Raw genomic sequence first — 16,481 nt, 5'->3', positions numbered from 1 at the left:
GGGTCAGCCGGTCGGCGGCGACTCCAGGTCGGTCGGCAGCAACACCCGGAACTGCGTGTTCCCCGGCGTGCTCGTCACCCGGATGTCGCCGTGGTGCTTGTTGACCACGATCCGGTACGAGATGTCCAGCCCCAGCCCGGTGCCCTCGCCGACCGGCTTGGTGGTGAAGAACGGCTCGAAGATGCGCGGTCGGATCTCCGCCGCGATACCCGGTCCGGTGTCCACGATGTCGACGGCCAACTGGTCGTTGACCAGGCCGGTGCGGACGGTCAGGGTGCCGCTGTCCCGCATCGCACCGAGGGCGTTGTCGATCAGGTTGCTCCACACCTGGTTCAGTTCGGCCGCGTACGCCGGGATGGCCGGCAGGCTCCGGTCGTACTCCCGGACCACCCGTACCCCGGCCGGGACCTTCGCCTTGAACATCACCAGCGTGGCGTCGAGCAGTTCGTGCACGTCCACCACCTGGTACGGCGCGCGGTCGAGCTGGGAGTACTGCTTGGCGGCCCCGACCAGCGTGGAGATCCGGATGGCGGCGTCGGCGATCTCCGCCATCAGCAGCTCGGTCTCCACCGCGTAGGTCAGCCAGCGCACCGCCGCCTCGACGTCCTCCGGCCCCACCGCCGCCTGGACCCGCTCCAGCCAGTCGACGTCCAGCCCGGCGCTGACCAGCGTCTCCGCCAACTGCCAGCCGGAGGTGAAGCCCTGGTCGTCGAACCAGTCGGTCAGCGCGTCCTCGGCGTCGCTGGCGGCCAGGGCGGACAGCGGCGCGGCCTTCGCCACCCGTTCGACCGCCTCCTCCTGGAGGCCGACGAGGGCGTGCAGCCGTCGGCCGTCGATCCGACCGTCGGCGATCAACGCCAGTTTGTGGCGCATCGCGGCGATCCGCTCGCGCAGGCTCGATGTGGCGCGCACCGCCGCGCTCGCCGGATTGTTCAGCTCGTGGGTCAGCCCCGCCGACAGCGAACCGAGGGCCAGCAGCCGCTCCCGCTCACCGACCAGCGTCTGGGTGTCCCGCATGCCGATGAACATGCCCTCCAGCAGGTGCATCGCCATCGGGAACCAGGACCGCACCGCGTGCGCGAACTTCTCCGCCGGGAGCACGAAGAACTCCGAGTCGGTCAGCGCCCACATGCTGTTGCGATAGAGCCGGGCCTCGCCCACGTACGCCTGGGTGGCACCGCCGTACGCGCCGCGCTGCGAGGTACGGCTGATCTCCACCTCGTCGCCGTGCACGGTGCGGCAGAGGCGTACCGTGCCGTCGAGCAGGACGAAGAAGCACTCCGCCGGGTCGCTCTCCCCATAGACCAGCTCACCGCCGGTCCGCCGCTCGACCCGCCCCTGACTGGCCAGGAACGCCAACTGCTCGGCGTCCAGCGACTCGAACAGGAACAGCGTCCGCAGCTCGTCCTCGGTCAACCGCTGCGGCTCCGCTCCGGCTGTCGGTCCGTCGGTGGTCATTGCGCCTCCAGGTAACGGTGCACCAGGGATACCGCCATCGCGCCCTCGCCGACCGCCGAGGCCACCCGCTTCACCGACGCGGCGCGGACGTCACCGGCGGCGAAGACGCCCGGCAGGCTCGCCTCCAGGTGGTACGGGTCGCGCGGCAGCGACCAGCCGGGCGGCCGACGCCCGGCGGCGACCAGGTCCGGCCCGGTCACCACGAAACCGCGCTGGTCGCGGACCACCGTGCCGTCCAGCCAGCCGGTACGCGGTTCCGCGCCGATGAACACGAACAGCCAGGAGGTGTCCACGTCCCGCTGCTCGCCGGTGCGGGTGTCGCGCAGCGTCAGTCGTTGCAGGTGTTCGTCACCGGCGGCGGCGGCCACCTCGGTGTGCGGGTGCACGATCACCTGCTCGATGCGGCCGAGTTGCTCGATCAGGTACTGCGACATCGAGGCGGTCAGGTCGGCACCCCGGATCAGCAGGTGCACCCGCTGCGCGTACCGGGAGAAGTAGACCGCCGCCTGGCCAGCCGAGTTGGCCCCGCCGACGATGTAGACGTCCGCGCCGACGCAGCTCGGCGCCTCGCTGGCGGCCGAGCCGTAGAAGACCCCTCGGCCGGTGAAGTCGTCCAGGCCGGGTGCCGCCAGCATCCGGTACGACACGCCGGTGGCCAGCACCACCGAGTGCGCGGCCAGGCTCTGGCCGTCGCTGAACCGCAGCACCCGGGCCGAACCGGCCTCGTCCAGGCCGACCACCTCGCGGGTGCTGAGCAGCTCCGCGCCGAACTTCAGCGCCTGCCGGCGGGCCCGATCGGTGAGCTGCGCGCCGGAGACGCCGTCGGGGAAGCCGAGGTAGTTCTCGATCCGACTGCTCTGTCCGGCCTGCCCACCGGTGGCCAGCCGCTCCACCAGCACCGTCCGCAGCCCCTCGGACGCGCCGTACACCGCCGCACCCAGCCCGGCCGGACCGCCGCCGACCACGATCAGGTCGTAGAAGTCCGCCGTCGGGGTGACGTTCAGGCCGATCAGCCCGGCCAGCTCCGCCTCCGCCGGGGCCACCAGCGTCTTGCCGTCGCCGGTGACCACCAGCGGTACGTCGGCCTCGGCCACCCCCGCCGCCGCGAGCAGCCGCGCCCCCTCCGGGTCGTCGACCAGCAGCCAGCGGTACGGCACCAGGTTGCGGGCGAGGAAGTCACGGATCGCGAAGGACTCGGCGGACCACCGGTGCCCGACCACCCGGATCTCGGTCGCCGCCGCGATCGGGCTGGCCGACCAGGCGTCCAGCAGCGAGTCGACCACCGGATAGAGCTTCTCCTCCGGCGGGTGCCACGGCTTGAGCAGGTAGTGGTCGAGGTCGACCAGGTTGATCGCGTCGATCGCCGCGCCGGTGTCCGCGTACGCGGTCAGCAGTACCCGGCGGGCTGCCGGGAACAGGTCCATCGCCGCTTCCAGGAACTCGATCCCGGTCATCTCCGGCATCCGGTAGTCGGCCAGCAGCAGGGCCACCTGCTCACCGCGCAGTTTGATCTCCCGTAGCGCCTCCAGCGCCTCCGGGCCGGCGTTGGCGCGCACCACCCGGTACCGGTCGCCGTACCGACGCCGAAGGTCCCGGGCGACGGCCCGCGACACCGCCGGGTCGTCGTCGACGGAGAGAATCACCGGGTTCGCCATGGGCCAATGAAAGCACGGCGGTGTTCCACCTCGGTTGCCCACGAAACGCCCGCTGACGGTGGACGCTCAGGCATCGAGCGTCTCGTCCTTGACGCCCTGTACGCAGGGCAGGGGCTATGAACGTGCCCCCGTGTTGCTGACACGAGGAAGGTGCTACCGAAGTACGCTGACGGTATGACCACGGTGAAGAAGCTGTCGATCTCCGTCCCTCAAGATGTGGCTGAGACGTTGGAGCAGCAGGGCCCGGGCAAGGCGAGCGCCTACGTGACTGGGGCCGTGCGCGCCCAGAGGGCGTGGGAGCAGTTCCGTGACGAGCAGGTTCGCCGTGGGGTGGCGCTGACCTCGGAGGGCATGGCCGCCGCCCGCGCACGCCGGTACGCGGTGCAGGCCGAGTGGCCTGCGGAGCGATTCGCGGCGGTCCGCGAGCGGGTCCGCCAGCACTCGGAGCAGGATCAGGCCGGCGGGGACCAGTCGGCGTCGGCCGCGTGATCCCCGAGGACGACCTGCCCCCGGTCACGCTCGTGCTGGACCGCTCGGCGCTGCTGGCGTACGTAGCGGGATCGATCCACGTCGTGGAGCCAGTAGGCGAGGTCATCACCGACCGGCAGCGTTTCGGTGTCACCGCCGTCACCGTGGCAGAGGCATTGAAGCTGGTGACCGACTCGAAGGACCGGAAAGACCTCCACACACTGCTGGCGATGGATGCCTGCGCGGTGCTGCCCACGTGGGGCGAGGACTGGTGGGAGCTGTCGTACTGGCTGGGGGTGACCAGTCGGGTCGACCTGGCAACGACGGTGCTGGCGTCGCTGGAGCACGCGGCGCAGATTCTGACCGGGGAGGGTCATCGCTACGGCGAGGGCTTGCCGATCAACCACATGCCGGACCAGTGACCGGGGCGCCAGCCCCGAGGCCAGCGTCACAGGCCACATTGATCTCGCGCAGCGCCTCCGGACCGATGTTCGCGCGCACCATCCGGTGCCCACGAAACGGCTGGCGACGGTGGACACTCAGGCGTCGAGCGTCCCGTCCTTGACGCCCTGGACGAAGCCGATCCACTGGTCGGTCGTGAAGGACAGCAGGGGGCCCTGCCGGTCCTTGCTGTCGCGGACCCCGACCACGCCGGGTAGGTTGCCTGCCACCTCTACGCACGCGCCGCCGTTGCTGTCGCTGCGGGTGGACTTGCGCCACACCGCACCAGTGAGGTCCGGAGTCATCATGGTCAACCTTTCTGGCTGCACTGTTTCGGGCCTGGCTTTGGCGATGATCAGTCCCGCCGGGTGACGTACACACCTCGGCCTGGCTGGCCGTACACAAGGCCGCGCGCTTTGAGCTGGATCATCGTGAATCGGATGACCGTCTCGCTGACCTCGTACTGATCGCAGAGCTTCTTGGTGCTGGGCAGCTTGTCCCCTGGCTTCAGCACACCGGACTCGATCTGCCGCGTGATGTCGTCGGCGATCTGTTGATACAGCGGCACAGCCATGCGTCGCCCTCCCTGCGTCAAGAGAACACGCAGGGGGACTCATCAAACGACACGGGGTATTGCAGGTATACCCAGCGTACCTAGTAACGTAGGTTGGTGAGGGGGTTTGATGGTTAGTTTCGAGAGGTACGTGCTGCTCACCGCTCTGACACTGGCGCAGCAGCATCGACCGGTGTGGTCGTGGCGGAAGTGGCGGATGGTCTGCCGCTGCGGTTCAAGCCTGCCGTGTCGAGCCCGGCACCGGGTGCCGATCAACCGGGGGCACTGGGGTGTGCGATGACGGAGCACCTACCGGTTCGGCCGACCTGGGTCTGTCTCCGCTGCGATGCACCCTGGCCGTGCGCTACCGGCCGAACGGAGTTGGCCGACGAGTACGGCGCAGCACGCACCTGCCTGACCCTTTACCTGGGTTCGTACATGCTGTCAGCCGCCGAGGATCTGAGCTGGGTGCCCACGGAAAGCCTCCGCCGGAGGTTCCTCGGATGGCTGACCTGACCACACCCTGCCCCGGTGATCTGCTCCACGTGGGACGTGAGGCCAGCGTGCAGTTCCGACAGCCGATTCTGTTCCGCGTGATCCGGGTCCTGGACTGGACCACGTACGACGGGTGGATCTGGTTGGAGGGCTACCAGCTCAACGGCCGAGGAGATGCGGTCGACCGCCGGGCCATCTTCGTCCAACCAGCCGGACTGCGGACCGCACCGGCACCCGTGGCGGTCCGGCGATCGGGGCGGAAGAGGGCACCCAGTCGACGCGCAACACCCACGATCCGCGCGGTCGAGTCAGGCGCGTAGTCCCCGGAGCAGGATCTCGACGTACCGGTCCCGGTCGGTGTCGCCGCTGACCGTGACCGCGTGCTGGAGGCCGCAGAACAGCGCCCGCAGGTCGTCGGCGGTGATCTCCGGGCGGATGGCACCGGCGGCGCGGGCGCGGTGCAGCAGTTTGTCCACCGCTGTGGTCAGCGCCCGGCCCAGCTCCCTGGTCTCCGGGCGGGCGGGCTCCGGCTCGGCCAGGACGGCGGCGAGCGCCGGGTCACCGAGCTGGTGATCGAGTGCGACCCGGAGTAGCCGGGCCATCTCGGCGGCGACGTCCGGCCCGACGGCGGCCTGTTCGGCCGCGTCGACGAGTTGGGTGAACCGGTCGGCGGCCAACGCCTCCAGCAGGGCCAGTCGGCTGGGGAAATGCCGATAGACGGTGCCGACGCCGACCCCGGCCGCCTTGGCGATCGCGTTCATCGGCAACTCGACGTCACCGGCGGCCAGCCGTTCCCGGGCTGCGCGCAGCATCCGGGCACGTACCCGGGCCGAGTCCGCACGCAGGGGCTCGGCGTTCGTCGGCGGGTCGGTGGACACAGCACGAGGATAATCCATCCGCACACCAGCGGATTACTTATCCGCTGGTGTGCTACGGTCGACACCGCCGCAGCGGATAGTTCATCCGCTGCGATCGACCGGAGGTGCCTCATGCCCGTTTCCTGGACGTTCGACGACATCCCCGACCAGCGCGGCCGGACGGCGGTCGTCACCGGGGCCAGCAGTGGTCTCGGCCTGATCGCCGCCGGGCAGCTCGCCGCCCGGGGCGCGACGGTCGTCATGGCCGTACGCGACCCCGCCAAGGCCGAGCAGGCCCGCGCCGGCATCGCCGGTGACCTGGTGGTACGCCGACTCGACCTGGCCGATCTCGACTCGGTCCGCGAGTTCGCCGCCGAACTGCGTGCCGAGGGCCGACAGGTCGACCTGCTGCTCAACAACGCCGGGATCGCCAAGCCGGGACACGAGCGGTCCGCCCAGGGGTACGAGAGCACGTTCGCCACCAACCACCTGGGCCACTTCGCCCTGACCGGCCTGCTGCTCGACCTCTTCCGGCCGGATCGGGACCCGAGGGTGGTCACCGTGGGCTCCGGCTTCTATCGACTGCTGCGCGGCGGACCCGACCTGGACGACCTGACGGGAGGATCGGCCGCCGCCGAGCCTGTGCCGTACATCCGGTCGAAGCAGGCCAACGCCCTGTTCGGCGTCGAACTCGACCGTCGACTGCGCCGCGCGGGCAGCCCGGTGCGCAGCCTCCTCGCCCACCCCGGCATGGCCCGCACCCCGATGAACCGTCGGTACGACAACGCCGGGGAATGGGCGGTGACCCGGATCGGCGGTCTGCTGCTGGCCCGCAGCTCCGAGAGCGGCACCGTCCCGCTGCTCTACGCCGCCACCGCACCGACCGCCGAGACCGGCGTCTTCCACGGCCCGCCACTGTTCCGGTGGGGCAACCGGGTGCACAGCCGCCCGGTCGTCGCCCCCGCCGACGACCCGGCCCTGGCCGCACGGCTCTGGCAGGTCTCCGAGGAGGCGACCGGCGTGCGCTACCTCGACGACGTGTCGGCGTCCGCCGCCTAGCCGATGTCCTCGCCGTAGACGTGGTTCACCGTCATCGTCATGAGCACCCTTCGGTCGGCGACCATCACCGCCCGGTACTCGTCCCAGTCCGGATGTTCCCCGGCAGCAAGCCGGTAGTAGTCCACCAGGGCGTCGACCTCGGGTCCGTACGGGTCGCCGCCCGGCCCGGTCAGCGTCACCGTGCCGTCGGCGGTGGCCCAGGACAGGCCGTCGGCGCTGGTCACCTCCAGGGCAGCGCGCGGGTCCCGGCGCAGGTTCACCGTCTTGGCCCGCCCCTCGGTCATCGACACGTACAGGACGCCGGCCGGCCGGTCGTAGTAGGGCATGACCGGGGAGAGCTGGGGACGGCCGTCCGACCTGATCGTGGCCAGCACCCCGAGCCGACTCTCCGCCAGGAGGGTGTGCGGGTCGTAGGCCGCCGCCACGGCGGGGACCGGCGTGCCGGACTGTTCGTCGCGGTCGTGCATCGTCTGCTCCTTCGCAGTGGAATCCGATCCAGGTGGGTATCGTCGACCTGGACGAGCGGATCGACGCGCTCACCCGCTCCCGCCAGGCCCTGCACACCTATCTGGTCGTGACCGAGCAGCGGTAGTGCCGCTCAGGACGACGGGTCGGAGGTCGTCTCCAGGGCGGCGCGGAACACCACCGTGACGCTGAACGTGGTGCCGTCGACCTGGTATGCGTAGCACCCCGGCCCGCCGACCATGGTGGTCGCGGGCAGGTCGTTCTCCGGACGGACCAGCAGGGCGTGGTGCCCACCGTCGCGCGACTCCCCGAGGTAGGCGAACTCCGCACCGGCCGGGCCGGGCCCGTCGATCCGGGCCGCCCGCACCAGCACCGGCCCGGCATAGCCGGAGCCGATCCACCGGACCTTCTTCGTGTACGTGCCGTCCTGTTGCCGGTCCATGGCGCGCAACTCCAGTACGCCGTCCCGGAAGTAGTCGGCGACCGGATAGAGCGGGCCGGGGCCGAGCACCCGGCTGGCCTGGTCGGGGTGGGGCCAGGGCTGTGGCTCGGTGACCGGGCAGGCGCCCCCGGGTGCCACGGTGGGCAGCCGCAGCGGCGGAGCGGCGGAATCCGTCGGGGCCGCCGTGGTGGCGACCTGCCCCGACGGGGTGCCCGACGGGTCCGGCGACGGTGTGCCGTCGCAGGCCACCACCGCCGAGAGGAGTACGCCGACGAGCATCCAGCCCATTCTCACCACCACCGCATTATCGACCGGGTGCGATGGACGCGCAGCCCCGCTCAGCCGAGGCGGGCGATCAGCCGCTCCGCTTCGGGCCAGGGGCCGAATCCGGCCGCGCTGTCGAGGTGTCCGACCTCGCCCGCGTCGACCAGTTCCGCGCCCCAGTCCTCGGCGTACTCGGTGAACTGGGCGAAGGTGGTATACGGGTCGGTCCGGCTGGCGACCAGGACGGTCGGGAACGGCAACCGGGTGCGGGGCACGATCCAGGGCAGGTCCCCCGGCTCGTCCGGCTCGTACCCGTCGATGACCGGCGGGGTGACCAGCAGCGCGCCGACGACCGGACCGGTGTGCGCGGCCGCCCACACGACGATGCTGACGCATCCGGCGCTGTGCGCGACGAGCACGGCCGGCTCGGTCGAGGCGTGCACGGCCTCGTGCAGCGCCGCCACCCGGTCCCGCAGGACCAGCGGCGGACCGGGCGGCTCGGGCGCCCACCGGTAGTCCGGGTGCCGGCCGGCGAGCCAGTTCATCCAGTGCTCGGGGCGCGGCGTTCCCCGTCCGGGCACGAGCAGGTGTCGAGTCACCCGGCCGACGGTAATCGCACGCACCCGTCCCGTCAGTCCTGTTTCGACGGACGGTCAGGCGGCTAGAGCCGAGACGGACGGCGAAGGCTCAGACGGCCGGTCAGGCGGCGAGGGCCGAGACGGCCGCGGCCACGTAGAGGCATCCCCCGAGGCAGACCGCCGCACCGGCGATCGCCGGCATCCAGGCCGCCAGACCGGCCACCAGCGCACCTCGGCCGGCTCGCCCGGCGAGCAGCGCCTGCCCCCGGATGGTGAGCACGCCGACGCCGGTCAGCGTCAGCGCCATCCCGACGCCGAACCCGAGCACGATCACCACCGCCCCCAGGGAGCGGCCGGTCAGCAGGCCGCTGACCAGGATCAGGAAGGCCGACGGCGAGGGCAGCAGCCCACCGGAAAGCCCGAGCGCGATCAGCCCACGCCGGGACCACGGGTCGACCGGGACGTCGTGGTGATGGTGGTGGCCGTCGTCGCCGTGGTGGTGATGGTGGTGGCCCCGCTTGGTGAGGTGACGTCGGATCAGGTGCGCGCCGACACCGATCACCACGATCCCGGCCACCACCTGGAGCACGGCGGTGATCGTCCTGGTGCCGAGGTCGGCCACGCCGCTCAATCCCGTCCAGACCAGCGCCAGCACCAGGACGGAGAAGGTGTGCATCACCGCGACGATCACGCCGAGCCGGAGCGCGTCCCGGTAGCGGCCGTGCGTACCGACCAGGTACGCGGCGGTGACGCTCTTGCCGTGCCCGGGTGCCACCGCGTGTGCGGCGCCGACACCGACCGCCACGACCAGGGCGACCCAGAACAGGGCCGCGTTGTCGAACAGGGCGATCAGGCGCTCGTCGAGCCCGTTGAGGTCGTTCATGCCGTACTCCGGTTACGTCGTCGGGTCAGGGCAACGAGCAGCGCACCGAGCCCACCGGCGGCGACGACGCCGACGGCCAGCGCGGCGGCCGGGGCGGAGCCGCCGCCCGAGCGGGTGAAGTCGACACGGTGGGTGCCGACGGCGCCGGTGAACAGTGCCTCGGCCGGTGTCGCCGACTCGGCGCGCAGCACCGTGCGGTACGCCTGGTTGAGGTCGGTGAGCGCGGTCACCGTGATGTCGAGCGCGGTGACCGGGGCCGGACACTCGAAGCGCAGCCGGGCTCCCTGGGCGAGCAGGGCGTCCAGCGGCTGGAGTTCCCCACGGCAGGGTCGGCCCTGCTGGCTGACCGTGATCCGCTCGCGTAGGTAGTCCTGGACGGCGAGGGAGTCGCGGAGCTTCTGCTCGCCGGTCACCTGGGTGGCGACCGGGCCGGTGGAGGGGTCCTCGAACGCGCCGAGCGACTGGCCGAGCGCGACCCAGTCGTCCTCGGCGGGTTGCCAGGACAGGTCGACCCGGGAACCGTCCGCGGCGACCTGGGCCGTCGTGGGCGGCCCGAAGGGATGGGCGGCGGCGGGCCCGCCGCCACCGGTGGTGACGGCCAGGGCCGCCGTGCCGGCGAGCAGCGCACCCGCGATGCTGCGGTGATTCATTGTTCTCTCCGGAACGCGCCGGGCCGTGGGGGTCCGACCGCGCGGCCCCCACGGCCCACGGCGGTCATTCGAACAGGGACAGGGTCAACGTCGAGGTGTACGCACCGGCGGCGACATCGGCCGGGGTGCGCAGGAACAGGTCGGCGTCGACCGAGTACGCCCCACCCGCGACCGCACCCGAGTCGAACGTCGAGACCAGCAGCTCCTGGTCGACCAGACCCACGTTGTTGCCCGGCTGCGTCGGCTCGTCCAGCACCGTCACGACCTCTTCACCCTCACTGACCAGGCCGGTGTCGCCGCCGTCGACCAGACTCGGCTTCCAGCCCAGGTGCCCGGCGCCGATCGGCTCCTGACCAGCCGCACCCGTGAAGTCGGTGGCGCTGCCGAGCACCGCCCACGCGGCACCTGACGGCACCTCGTCGGCGGCGCGGGTGTCGGTGACCGTCACCGTCGGCAGACCGCCGACGAACTGACGGACCAGCAGCGTCGACCCGTCCTCGGTCAACGCCACCGAGTCGCCGGCGATCGACATCGCGAGCACTCCCGGCTCCGTGATCTCCTCGATGTCGACCGTCACCGACACGTCGCCGCCGGTGCCGGGCTCGGCCAGCGCCGGTGACGCGAGCGCCACCGACCCGGCCAGCAGCGCACCGGCGGCGACCGCCGCGAGCAGCCGCTCACGATTCCATGTGTTCATCCGTTACTCCGTCGATCTTCGCTGGGGCGGAACTGATGGCTTCGCCGGACGGTTTCGTCCGGGCGGGAGACGGTGGCGGCGCCGGGGAGGACGCCGCCACCGAGGTGGACTAGTCGCAGCTCGCCGCGTCGAACGGCACCTCGACCCGCATCGTCACCGGGTCGCCGTCGACCGTTCCGGTGACCGTGACCGTGGCGGTACCGGCCGGCACGGACCTGGCCCGGCTGGTGAACGCCTGGCTGGCGGACTTGCCGGGAGCGACGTCGGAGACCTTCCGCGAGCCGTACGGCGTCACCAGCTCGACGTCCAGCGGACCGGCGTCGGTGTTGCGGGCGGTGACCGAGACGTGCGCGGTGGTGCCGACGCAGTGAGCGCGGGCCTGCACGTCGACCTTCCAGCCGGTCACCGTGATGGCCGGGCTGGTGATCTTCTGGTTCTTGCTGGTGAGGAACACCTCGTACGCGCTGCCCGCGTTGGTGCTGGCCGGCACGGTCAGCGCGTAGCTGATCCGGCCCAGTTCGTCGGCGGTCACGGTGGCGATGCGGTCCTCGTCCCGGCCGGTGTCACCGGTGCTGCCGGCCTCGCGCAGGTGGACGGCGACCTTCTCGGCCGGGTCGTAGCCGTACGCGGAGACGGCGACCGTGCCCTTCACGTCGACCGTGGTCTTGTCGACCGTGACCTGCTGACCGGCCGTGTTCTGCGGGGTACGCAGCTCGTTGACGGTCCGCTCGCCCTGGTCGTTCTTGCGGATCAGGAACCCGTCGTGGTGCTGCCCGTTGGCGTAGCGCGACTCGTAGCGCAGCGTGCCCTGCTCGACGTCGATGAGCTGATAGAGCTGGGTGTTCTGGCTGGTGCTGGTCACCTCGGCACCGTTGCCGGTCCAGTTCTGCCCGCTGTTGAGCTGGTACATCTTGCCGCCGGAGACGGACACCGCATAGACCGTGCCGTCGTGCACGGCGGCCGAGCGACGGTTGGTGGCCACGTTGCCCCGGCCGTACGAGTGGTCGTGGCCCTGGAGCACCAGGTCGACGCCGTACTTCTCGAACAGCGGGCCCCACTGGTTGCGGACCTGGGCGTTGTTGCGGCTGCCGGTGGTCGAGTAGACGGGGTGGTGGAAGGTCACCACCGTCCACTTGTTCGGGTTGTCCTTGAGGACCCCCTCCAGCCAGGCGGTCTGCGCGGCCATCAGGGTGGCGTTGCTCTGGTGGTTGGAGTCCAGGGCGATGAAGCGCACGCCCTGGTAGTCGAGGGAGTAGACGGTCTGCTTGAGTTCCGGGTTGCCCGGCCCGTTGTCCGGGTACGGGAACTGCGGCCGCCAGAACTGCGACAGGCCGCCGCTGTACTCGTGGTTACCCGGGACCGAGATGTTGTTGATCTGGCCGTCGATGAAGCCGCTGGCCTTGTACCACTGGCCCCACTGCTCCTCGCTGTTGGCGTGGTCGATCAGGTCACCGGCGTTGACGATCGCCTTGGCCTTCGGCCGGTCGGCGAACGCCTGCCGGAAGACCCGGGGCACGGCCGAGTCGATGTAGTTCTGGGCGTCGCCGTAGTAGATGAACGAGAACGGCGCGAAGTCGGCGGCGGCGGTGGTGAAGTCGATCCACTCGCTCCAGTTGCTGCCGTCGCCGACCCGGTAGGTGTACCGGGTGTTCGGCGTGAGGCCGGTGAACTCGACGGTGTGGTAGGTCGAGGCGTACCCGAGCGAGGTGTTGACCGCCGTGCTGGACAGCGCGGAGAGGCGGGTCACCGCGCCGGTGGGCGGTACGACGTCACCCAGTGCCCGGGGCGCTTCGAGGATCTCGGCGCGGGCCCACTCCGCCGGTGCCTCGGCCCGCCAGGTGACGCGCTGCGAGGTGGACGGTGTGGTGGTCGGGGTCAGGATGATGCGGTCCGGTACGGGGGAGGGCTTGTGGATCTCGGCGGCGGGATGCTTGGCCGGCGGGGCGTCGCCGAAGGCGGCGGGGCTGATCGCCACACCGCCGACGATCAGGGCTGCGGCACCGATCGCCACGATCTTGGTCCGGCGCGCACCGATGCGCCAGGGAGCCTTCTGGTCGGTCAAGACTCTGGTCACCCTTCAATGAGGAGGCGGACGGCGGCACCGGTGGTCGATCACCTGCCGGCACGCGCCGTCGTCATTCGCGCAGTCGTGCCCGACCGGACGGCAACAAGATCCTTTCGAGCGAGTGAACAGTCGTCCGTGATCCCGTCCTGACCAGCAACTGTTGGCCTGCCGGCCATCCGCTCGACACCGACGTACCGCCTGCGTTCAGGTCTTCTTCGTACGCTCGGCGGCGTTATGACCGATCAGCACACCGCCCCGTCACCCCACCCCGACCGCACCGGCCGTCGACTGCGTGCCGGCGGCGCCCTGCTCTGCACTGCGGTCCTGCTCGGGGCCCTGGTCGGCAGTTCCGCCCCGGCCGCCGTGGTGATCAAGGACGAACACTTCATCAGCGCGCAGACGCCGGGCGTCCTCGACATCGAGGGTGGCGAGTGCTTCGACGACCCGGTGCATCTGCCCGAGGCCGGTGGGACGGTCGTCCGCTACCGGCCGTGCGCGTTGACGGCGGACAACCAGACGTACGGGTTCGTGCACGCCGACGACGACGCGGACTGGGCGCCGGCCGCGTTGGGCGAGTTCGCCTGGGGTGCCTGCCGGGACCTGTTCACCCGCACCTGGCCCGACGGGCAGGACCGGGACCTGCGCTTCTATCCGGTCCTGCCGACCGAGGAGACCTGGGCGGCCGGTGATCGGGACGTGATGTGCGTGGCCTACCGGCCCGGCGGCCGGTTGTCCGGCTCGATGCTGCCCAGGTGGTGAGCGGAGACCGAGTCGAGCACCGCGTCCAGCGGGCGTGGCATCCGGTCCAGGTCGAGCGCCTGCACCATGAGCCGGGCGTACGCCTCCTTGCGGCCGGACCGGGTGCCGACGAACCGGTGCAACTGGGCGGTCAACTCCCGTCCCTGCTGCGCGGGCTGTCGCTGGAACAGCCGGAAGGATCGCAGGTCCCCGACCGCGTCCAGGAACTCCTGCACCCCGTCGGTGCCGACGGCCCGGATCAACTCGTCCTCCAGATCCCGTACGCAGACGTGGAACCCGAGTTCGGCGATCCGGGCGGTGGAGGCGGCGGTGGCGATGCCGGCCCGGTCGAGTCCGCGCTGGACGAAGCCCTCCTCGGCCACGTCGTAGAGGCCGGCCAGCGGTAGGCCGCGCCCCTGCGGGCCGAGTAGGACCAGGTGGTGCCCGATGTTGGTGATCCCGCCCATCGGCAGCACCCGTACGCCCTCGGCGGCCAGGTCCCGGCCGCGCCGGAGGGCGAGCGCCTGCACCGCCGCCTGGTCGCTGGCCCCCTCGACCAGGAGCACGGCGCGGGCGTCACCCAGGGCGTCGATCGGGATCCGCACCCCTCACCTCCTGGCCGGTCAGCACCATCATGCCGACCTGCCCCCGGGCGGCCCAGCGAGTTACCGCGTGGGCCGAGCGGTCAGGAGGCGAGTCGCCCGGTGGACGGGGTCGGCTCGGCGAGCCGGGTCGCCAGATCGTCCAGCGAGAGCCCGAGCACCCGGGCCAGGGCGGCGACGGTGAAGTAGGCGGGCGAGGCGATCGCCCCGCGTTCGATCTTGCGCAGCGTGTCCAGCGAGATGCCGGCCTGGAGGGCGACGGCGGCGGCACTCCGACCGCCGCGCGCCTGCTGGAGCAACCGCCCCAGCGCCAGCCCACGCGCCCGCTCGTCCTCGGTCATCGGGGTACGCACCATGGGCCTATAGTAATCCTGGTATTAAAATACCAGGGCCGGAGTGCACACCGCCCCGCCGGCACGAACGACGAAGAGGTAGAGATGGTCGAGTTGAAGACGCCGAACGAGATCGCCGTGATGCGCGAGGCCGGGCGGGTGGTGGCGACGGCGCTCGCCGCGACCCAGACGGCGGCCACGGTCGGCACGTCCCTACGGGAGTTGGACGAGATCGCCGCCACAGTGATCAGCGAGGCCGGCGCGAAGCCCTCGTTCCTGCACTACCACCCCCGGTCGGCACCCAGCCCCTACCCGGCGGTCATCTGCACCTCGGTCAACGACGCGGTGGTGCACGGCATCCCCACGTCGTACCGGCTCGCCGAGGGGGACGTGCTGAGCATCGACTGCGGCGCGTACATCGACGGGCTGCACGGCGACTCGGCGGTGACCGTCATCGTCGGCGCCGCCGACCCGGACGACCAGACGCTGGTGGACGAGACCCGACGCGCCCTGCACGCCGGCATCGCCGCCGCCACGCCCGGCGCCCGGATGGGCGACATCGCCCACGCCATCGGCACCGTCGGCCGGTCGCGGGGATTCGGTCTGATGGAGAACCACGGCGGCCACGGGATCGGCCGCGCCATGCACGAGGACCCGTTCGTGCCCAACGAGGGCAAGCCCGGCCGGGGCCTGCGGCTCAGGCCGGGGCTGGTCCTCGCGCTCGAACCCATGTTCCTCGCCGGTGGTGACGACAGGTACCGGGTGGACCGGGACGGCTGGACGCTCCGGTCCGCCGACGGCAGCCGGGCCGCGCACTGGGAGCACACCATCGCGATCACCGAGGACGGGCCGGTGATCCTCACCGCTCGCTGAGAGCGGCACCCACAGACACGTCAGGCGCTCGCCGCCTCCCCGGCGGCGAGGAACCTGGCCCGGTCGGCCTCGGTGTCGATGTCACCGCAGTCGGCCACGTCGGCCACCGGTACGACCCGGATCTGTTCGGCACGTTCGCGCAGGTAGGGACGGGCACCCACGTCACCGACGGCCGACGCGGCGACGCCCGCCCAGTGCGCCCGACCGAGCAGGACCGGGTGACCGCGACCGGTGTGGTAGCCCGCCATCGCGAGCACCTGCGGCGCGGCGAGACCGACGAGTCGGCGTACCGCCTCGGGGGTGATGCCCGGCATGTCGACCAGGAGCACCAGCACGGCCACCGCCGGGGTCGGCGTCAGCGCGGCGAGACCGGCACGCAGGGACGACCCCATCCCGCCGGCCCACTCCGGATTGACGACCACCGTCGCTCCGGCCAGATCGGCGCGGGCGGCGACCGACTCCGCGTCGGCACCGAGCACCACGGCCACCGAATCGCAGCCACCGGCCGCCAGGGTGGCCACCGCACGTTCCACGAGCAGCCGGCCGCGCACCTCCACGAGCGCCTTGGGTCGCCCGTACCGGCGGCCCGCGCCGGCCGCGAGCACCAGCCCGGCGACCGGCGAGCCGGACCCGGCACGTGTCGAATCCACCCCTGGACGTTAACACCGGGCAGCCGAGAACTCAGCGCCACCATTGCGTGGTGGACCGATTTTGAATAGTGCCGGCGACGGCCGCCGCAGCTCGATCGACCACCGCGAACCTCAAAGTTTCCTCAAACACGCTGGTCGACACCGATGCACATTAACCAACGCCTTTAGTTTTGCCTCATCCGGTCGACGGATTCACGCCACCGAAAGCCTGCCAGCAGGCGATACGTGGCCGCAGAGGACAGCGAAAACGAGGTGG

General features: G+C 71.2%; 21 protein-coding genes. 6 read left to right on the top strand and 15 right to left on the bottom strand.

The genetic code is table 11. From position 1 onward, the window contains the following. Positions 1-3 precede the first annotated feature (3 nt). Complete coding sequence (locus ACIBO1_RS21110; RefSeq protein ID WP_396749027.1) at positions 4-1,458, bottom strand: ATP-binding protein; 1,455 nt, start codon at positions 1,456-1,458, stop codon at positions 4-6. Further along, positions 1,455-3,113: an FAD-dependent oxidoreductase gene (locus ACIBO1_RS21105; RefSeq protein ID WP_396749025.1), complete on the bottom strand. Its 1,659-nt coding sequence runs from the start codon at positions 3,111-3,113 to the stop codon at positions 1,455-1,457. The genes ACIBO1_RS21110 and ACIBO1_RS21105 overlap by 4 nt, the downstream gene beginning before the upstream one ends. Positions 3,114-3,287: 174 nt before the next feature. Between ACIBO1_RS21105 and ACIBO1_RS21100 the strand changes: the two genes are divergently transcribed. Both ACIBO1_RS21100 and ACIBO1_RS21095 read left to right on the top strand, forming a co-directional pair. Beyond that, positions 3,288-3,602 carry a hypothetical protein gene (locus tag ACIBO1_RS21100; RefSeq protein WP_396749023.1) on the top strand — a complete coding sequence of 105 codons (315 nt, stop codon included), beginning with the start codon at positions 3,288-3,290 and terminating at the stop codon, positions 3,600-3,602. Continuing rightward, complete coding sequence (locus ACIBO1_RS21095) at positions 3,602-4,003, top strand: hypothetical protein (RefSeq protein WP_396749133.1); 402 nt, start codon at positions 3,602-3,604, stop codon at positions 4,001-4,003. The genes ACIBO1_RS21100 and ACIBO1_RS21095 overlap by 1 nt, the downstream gene beginning before the upstream one ends. 117 nt (positions 4,004-4,120) lie before the next feature. Here ACIBO1_RS21095 and ACIBO1_RS21090 read toward each other — a convergent pair whose 3' ends face one another. Both ACIBO1_RS21090 and ACIBO1_RS21085 read right to left on the bottom strand, forming a co-directional pair. Further along, a complete protein-coding gene (locus tag ACIBO1_RS21090; protein WP_396749021.1) occupies positions 4,121-4,330 on the bottom strand; it encodes a DUF397 domain-containing protein in 210 nt (69 codons plus the stop codon). Positions 4,331-4,377: 47 nt separating this feature from the next. Next, entirely contained in the window at positions 4,378-4,596 is a 219-nt protein-coding gene (locus ACIBO1_RS21085; protein ID WP_350699101.1) for a winged helix-turn-helix domain-containing protein, read from the bottom strand. Positions 4,597-5,078: 482 nt separating this feature from the next. Between ACIBO1_RS21085 and ACIBO1_RS21080 the strand changes: the two genes are divergently transcribed. Beyond that, positions 5,079-5,390: a hypothetical protein gene (locus ACIBO1_RS21080; protein WP_396749019.1), complete on the top strand. Its 312-nt coding sequence runs from the start codon at positions 5,079-5,081 to the stop codon at positions 5,388-5,390. Here the strand turns inward: ACIBO1_RS21080 and ACIBO1_RS21075 are convergent. Next, positions 5,379-5,948: a TetR/AcrR family transcriptional regulator gene (locus ACIBO1_RS21075; protein ID WP_396749017.1), complete on the bottom strand. Its 570-nt coding sequence runs from the start codon at positions 5,946-5,948 to the stop codon at positions 5,379-5,381. The two genes, ACIBO1_RS21080 and ACIBO1_RS21075, sit on opposite strands and share 12 nt — an antisense overlap. 111 nt (positions 5,949-6,059) lie before the next feature. On the opposite strand from ACIBO1_RS21075, the gene ACIBO1_RS21070 reads away from it, so the two are divergent. Continuing rightward, positions 6,060-6,986, top strand: coding sequence for an SDR family NAD(P)-dependent oxidoreductase (locus ACIBO1_RS21070; protein WP_396749015.1), 927 nt, complete (start codon positions 6,060-6,062; stop codon positions 6,984-6,986). On the opposite strand, the gene ACIBO1_RS21065 is transcribed toward ACIBO1_RS21070, so the two are convergent. The 7 genes from ACIBO1_RS21065 to ACIBO1_RS21035 form a co-directional block, all read right to left on the bottom strand. Beyond that, positions 6,983-7,453 (bottom strand): PPOX class F420-dependent oxidoreductase, encoded by a 471-nt coding sequence (locus ACIBO1_RS21065; protein WP_396749012.1) that lies wholly within the window; start codon positions 7,451-7,453, stop codon positions 6,983-6,985. The two genes, ACIBO1_RS21070 and ACIBO1_RS21065, sit on opposite strands and share 4 nt — an antisense overlap. 131 nt (positions 7,454-7,584) lie before the next feature. Next, complete coding sequence (locus ACIBO1_RS21060; RefSeq protein WP_396749009.1) at positions 7,585-8,190, bottom strand: hypothetical protein; 606 nt, start codon at positions 8,188-8,190, stop codon at positions 7,585-7,587. Positions 8,191-8,231: 41 nt separating this feature from the next. Then, positions 8,232-8,756: an RBBP9/YdeN family alpha/beta hydrolase gene (locus tag ACIBO1_RS21055; RefSeq protein ID WP_396749007.1), complete on the bottom strand. Its 525-nt coding sequence runs from the start codon at positions 8,754-8,756 to the stop codon at positions 8,232-8,234. 100 nt (positions 8,757-8,856) lie between these two features. After that, complete coding sequence (locus ACIBO1_RS21050) at positions 8,857-9,618, bottom strand: sulfite exporter TauE/SafE family protein (RefSeq protein ID WP_396749004.1); 762 nt, start codon at positions 9,616-9,618, stop codon at positions 8,857-8,859. Further along, positions 9,615-10,268 (bottom strand): hypothetical protein, encoded by a 654-nt coding sequence (locus ACIBO1_RS21045; RefSeq protein WP_396749001.1) that lies wholly within the window; start codon positions 10,266-10,268, stop codon positions 9,615-9,617. The genes ACIBO1_RS21050 and ACIBO1_RS21045 overlap by 4 nt, the downstream gene beginning before the upstream one ends. 64 nt (positions 10,269-10,332) lie before the next feature. Beyond that, on the bottom strand, positions 10,333-10,965 hold the full coding sequence (locus tag ACIBO1_RS21040) for a hypothetical protein (RefSeq protein ID WP_396748999.1): 633 nt from the start codon (positions 10,963-10,965) through the stop codon (positions 10,333-10,335). 109 nt (positions 10,966-11,074) lie between these two features. Next, a complete protein-coding gene (locus ACIBO1_RS21035; RefSeq protein WP_396748997.1) occupies positions 11,075-13,039 on the bottom strand; it encodes a fibronectin type III domain-containing protein in 1,965 nt (654 codons plus the stop codon). A gap of 225 nt (positions 13,040-13,264) precedes the next feature. Here ACIBO1_RS21035 and ACIBO1_RS21030 point away from each other — a divergent pair, with 225 nt between their 5' ends. Then, complete coding sequence (locus ACIBO1_RS21030) at positions 13,265-13,789, top strand: hypothetical protein (RefSeq protein ID WP_396748994.1); 525 nt, start codon at positions 13,265-13,267, stop codon at positions 13,787-13,789. Here ACIBO1_RS21030 and ACIBO1_RS21025 read toward each other — a convergent pair. Both ACIBO1_RS21025 and ACIBO1_RS21020 read right to left on the bottom strand, forming a co-directional pair. Continuing rightward, the gene (locus tag ACIBO1_RS21025) at positions 13,741-14,373 is read right to left on the bottom strand and encodes a TOPRIM nucleotidyl transferase/hydrolase domain-containing protein (RefSeq protein ID WP_396748992.1); all 633 of its coding nucleotides are present in this window, start codon (positions 14,371-14,373) and stop codon (positions 13,741-13,743) included. The two genes, ACIBO1_RS21030 and ACIBO1_RS21025, sit on opposite strands and share 49 nt — an antisense overlap. 80 nt (positions 14,374-14,453) lie before the next feature. Then, complete coding sequence (locus tag ACIBO1_RS21020) at positions 14,454-14,726, bottom strand: helix-turn-helix transcriptional regulator (protein WP_350699075.1); 273 nt, start codon at positions 14,724-14,726, stop codon at positions 14,454-14,456. A gap of 81 nt (positions 14,727-14,807) precedes the next feature. Between ACIBO1_RS21020 and map the strand changes: the two genes are divergently transcribed. Beyond that, positions 14,808-15,575, top strand: coding sequence for a type I methionyl aminopeptidase (map, locus tag ACIBO1_RS21015; protein WP_396748990.1), 768 nt, complete (start codon positions 14,808-14,810; stop codon positions 15,573-15,575). Positions 15,576-15,595: 20 nt separating this feature from the next. Here map and ACIBO1_RS21010 read toward each other — a convergent pair whose 3' ends face one another. Further along, positions 15,596-16,225, bottom strand: coding sequence for an NTP transferase domain-containing protein (locus ACIBO1_RS21010; protein ID WP_396748988.1), 630 nt, complete (start codon positions 16,223-16,225; stop codon positions 15,596-15,598). Between the last annotated feature and the right edge of the window lie 256 nt (positions 16,226-16,481).

It is taken from the genome of Micromonospora sp. NPDC049903 (genome assembly GCF_044460945.1).
Classification (GTDB): domain Bacteria; phylum Actinomycetota; class Actinomycetes; order Mycobacteriales; family Micromonosporaceae; genus Micromonospora.
This window is presented reverse-complemented; position numbering and strand designations above follow the sequence as displayed.

What these genes read in the sequence shown, in the direction of transcription:
- ACIBO1_RS21110 (WP_396749027.1), bottom strand. Translation starts at nt 1,458, where the DNA reads ATGACCACCGACGGACCGACAGCCGGAGCGGAGCCGCAGCGGTTGACC.
- ACIBO1_RS21105 (WP_396749025.1), bottom strand. Translation starts at nt 3,113, where the DNA reads ATGGCGAACCCGGTGATTCTCTCCGTCGACGACGACCCGGCGGTGTCG.
- ACIBO1_RS21100 (WP_396749023.1), top strand. Translation starts at nt 3,288, where the DNA reads ATGACCACGGTGAAGAAGCTGTCGATCTCCGTCCCTCAAGATGTGGCT.
- ACIBO1_RS21090 (WP_396749021.1), bottom strand. Translation starts at nt 4,330, where the DNA reads ATGATGACTCCGGACCTCACTGGTGCGGTGTGGCGCAAGTCCACCCGC.
- ACIBO1_RS21085 (WP_350699101.1), bottom strand. Translation starts at nt 4,596, where the DNA reads ATGGCTGTGCCGCTGTATCAACAGATCGCCGACGACATCACGCGGCAG.
- ACIBO1_RS21080 (WP_396749019.1), top strand. Translation starts at nt 5,079, where the DNA reads ATGGCTGACCTGACCACACCCTGCCCCGGTGATCTGCTCCACGTGGGA.
- ACIBO1_RS21070 (WP_396749015.1), top strand. Translation starts at nt 6,060, where the DNA reads ATGCCCGTTTCCTGGACGTTCGACGACATCCCCGACCAGCGCGGCCGG.
- ACIBO1_RS21065 (WP_396749012.1), bottom strand. Translation starts at nt 7,453, where the DNA reads ATGCACGACCGCGACGAACAGTCCGGCACGCCGGTCCCCGCCGTGGCG.
- ACIBO1_RS21050 (WP_396749004.1), bottom strand. Translation starts at nt 9,618, where the DNA reads ATGAACGACCTCAACGGGCTCGACGAGCGCCTGATCGCCCTGTTCGAC.
- ACIBO1_RS21045 (WP_396749001.1), bottom strand. Translation starts at nt 10,268, where the DNA reads ATGAATCACCGCAGCATCGCGGGTGCGCTGCTCGCCGGCACGGCGGCC.
- ACIBO1_RS21040 (WP_396748999.1), bottom strand. Translation starts at nt 10,965, where the DNA reads ATGAACACATGGAATCGTGAGCGGCTGCTCGCGGCGGTCGCCGCCGGT.
- ACIBO1_RS21030 (WP_396748994.1), top strand. Translation starts at nt 13,265, where the DNA reads ATGACCGATCAGCACACCGCCCCGTCACCCCACCCCGACCGCACCGGC.
- ACIBO1_RS21020 (WP_350699075.1), bottom strand. Translation starts at nt 14,726, where the DNA reads ATGGTGCGTACCCCGATGACCGAGGACGAGCGGGCGCGTGGGCTGGCG.
- map (WP_396748990.1), top strand. Translation starts at nt 14,808, where the DNA reads ATGGTCGAGTTGAAGACGCCGAACGAGATCGCCGTGATGCGCGAGGCC.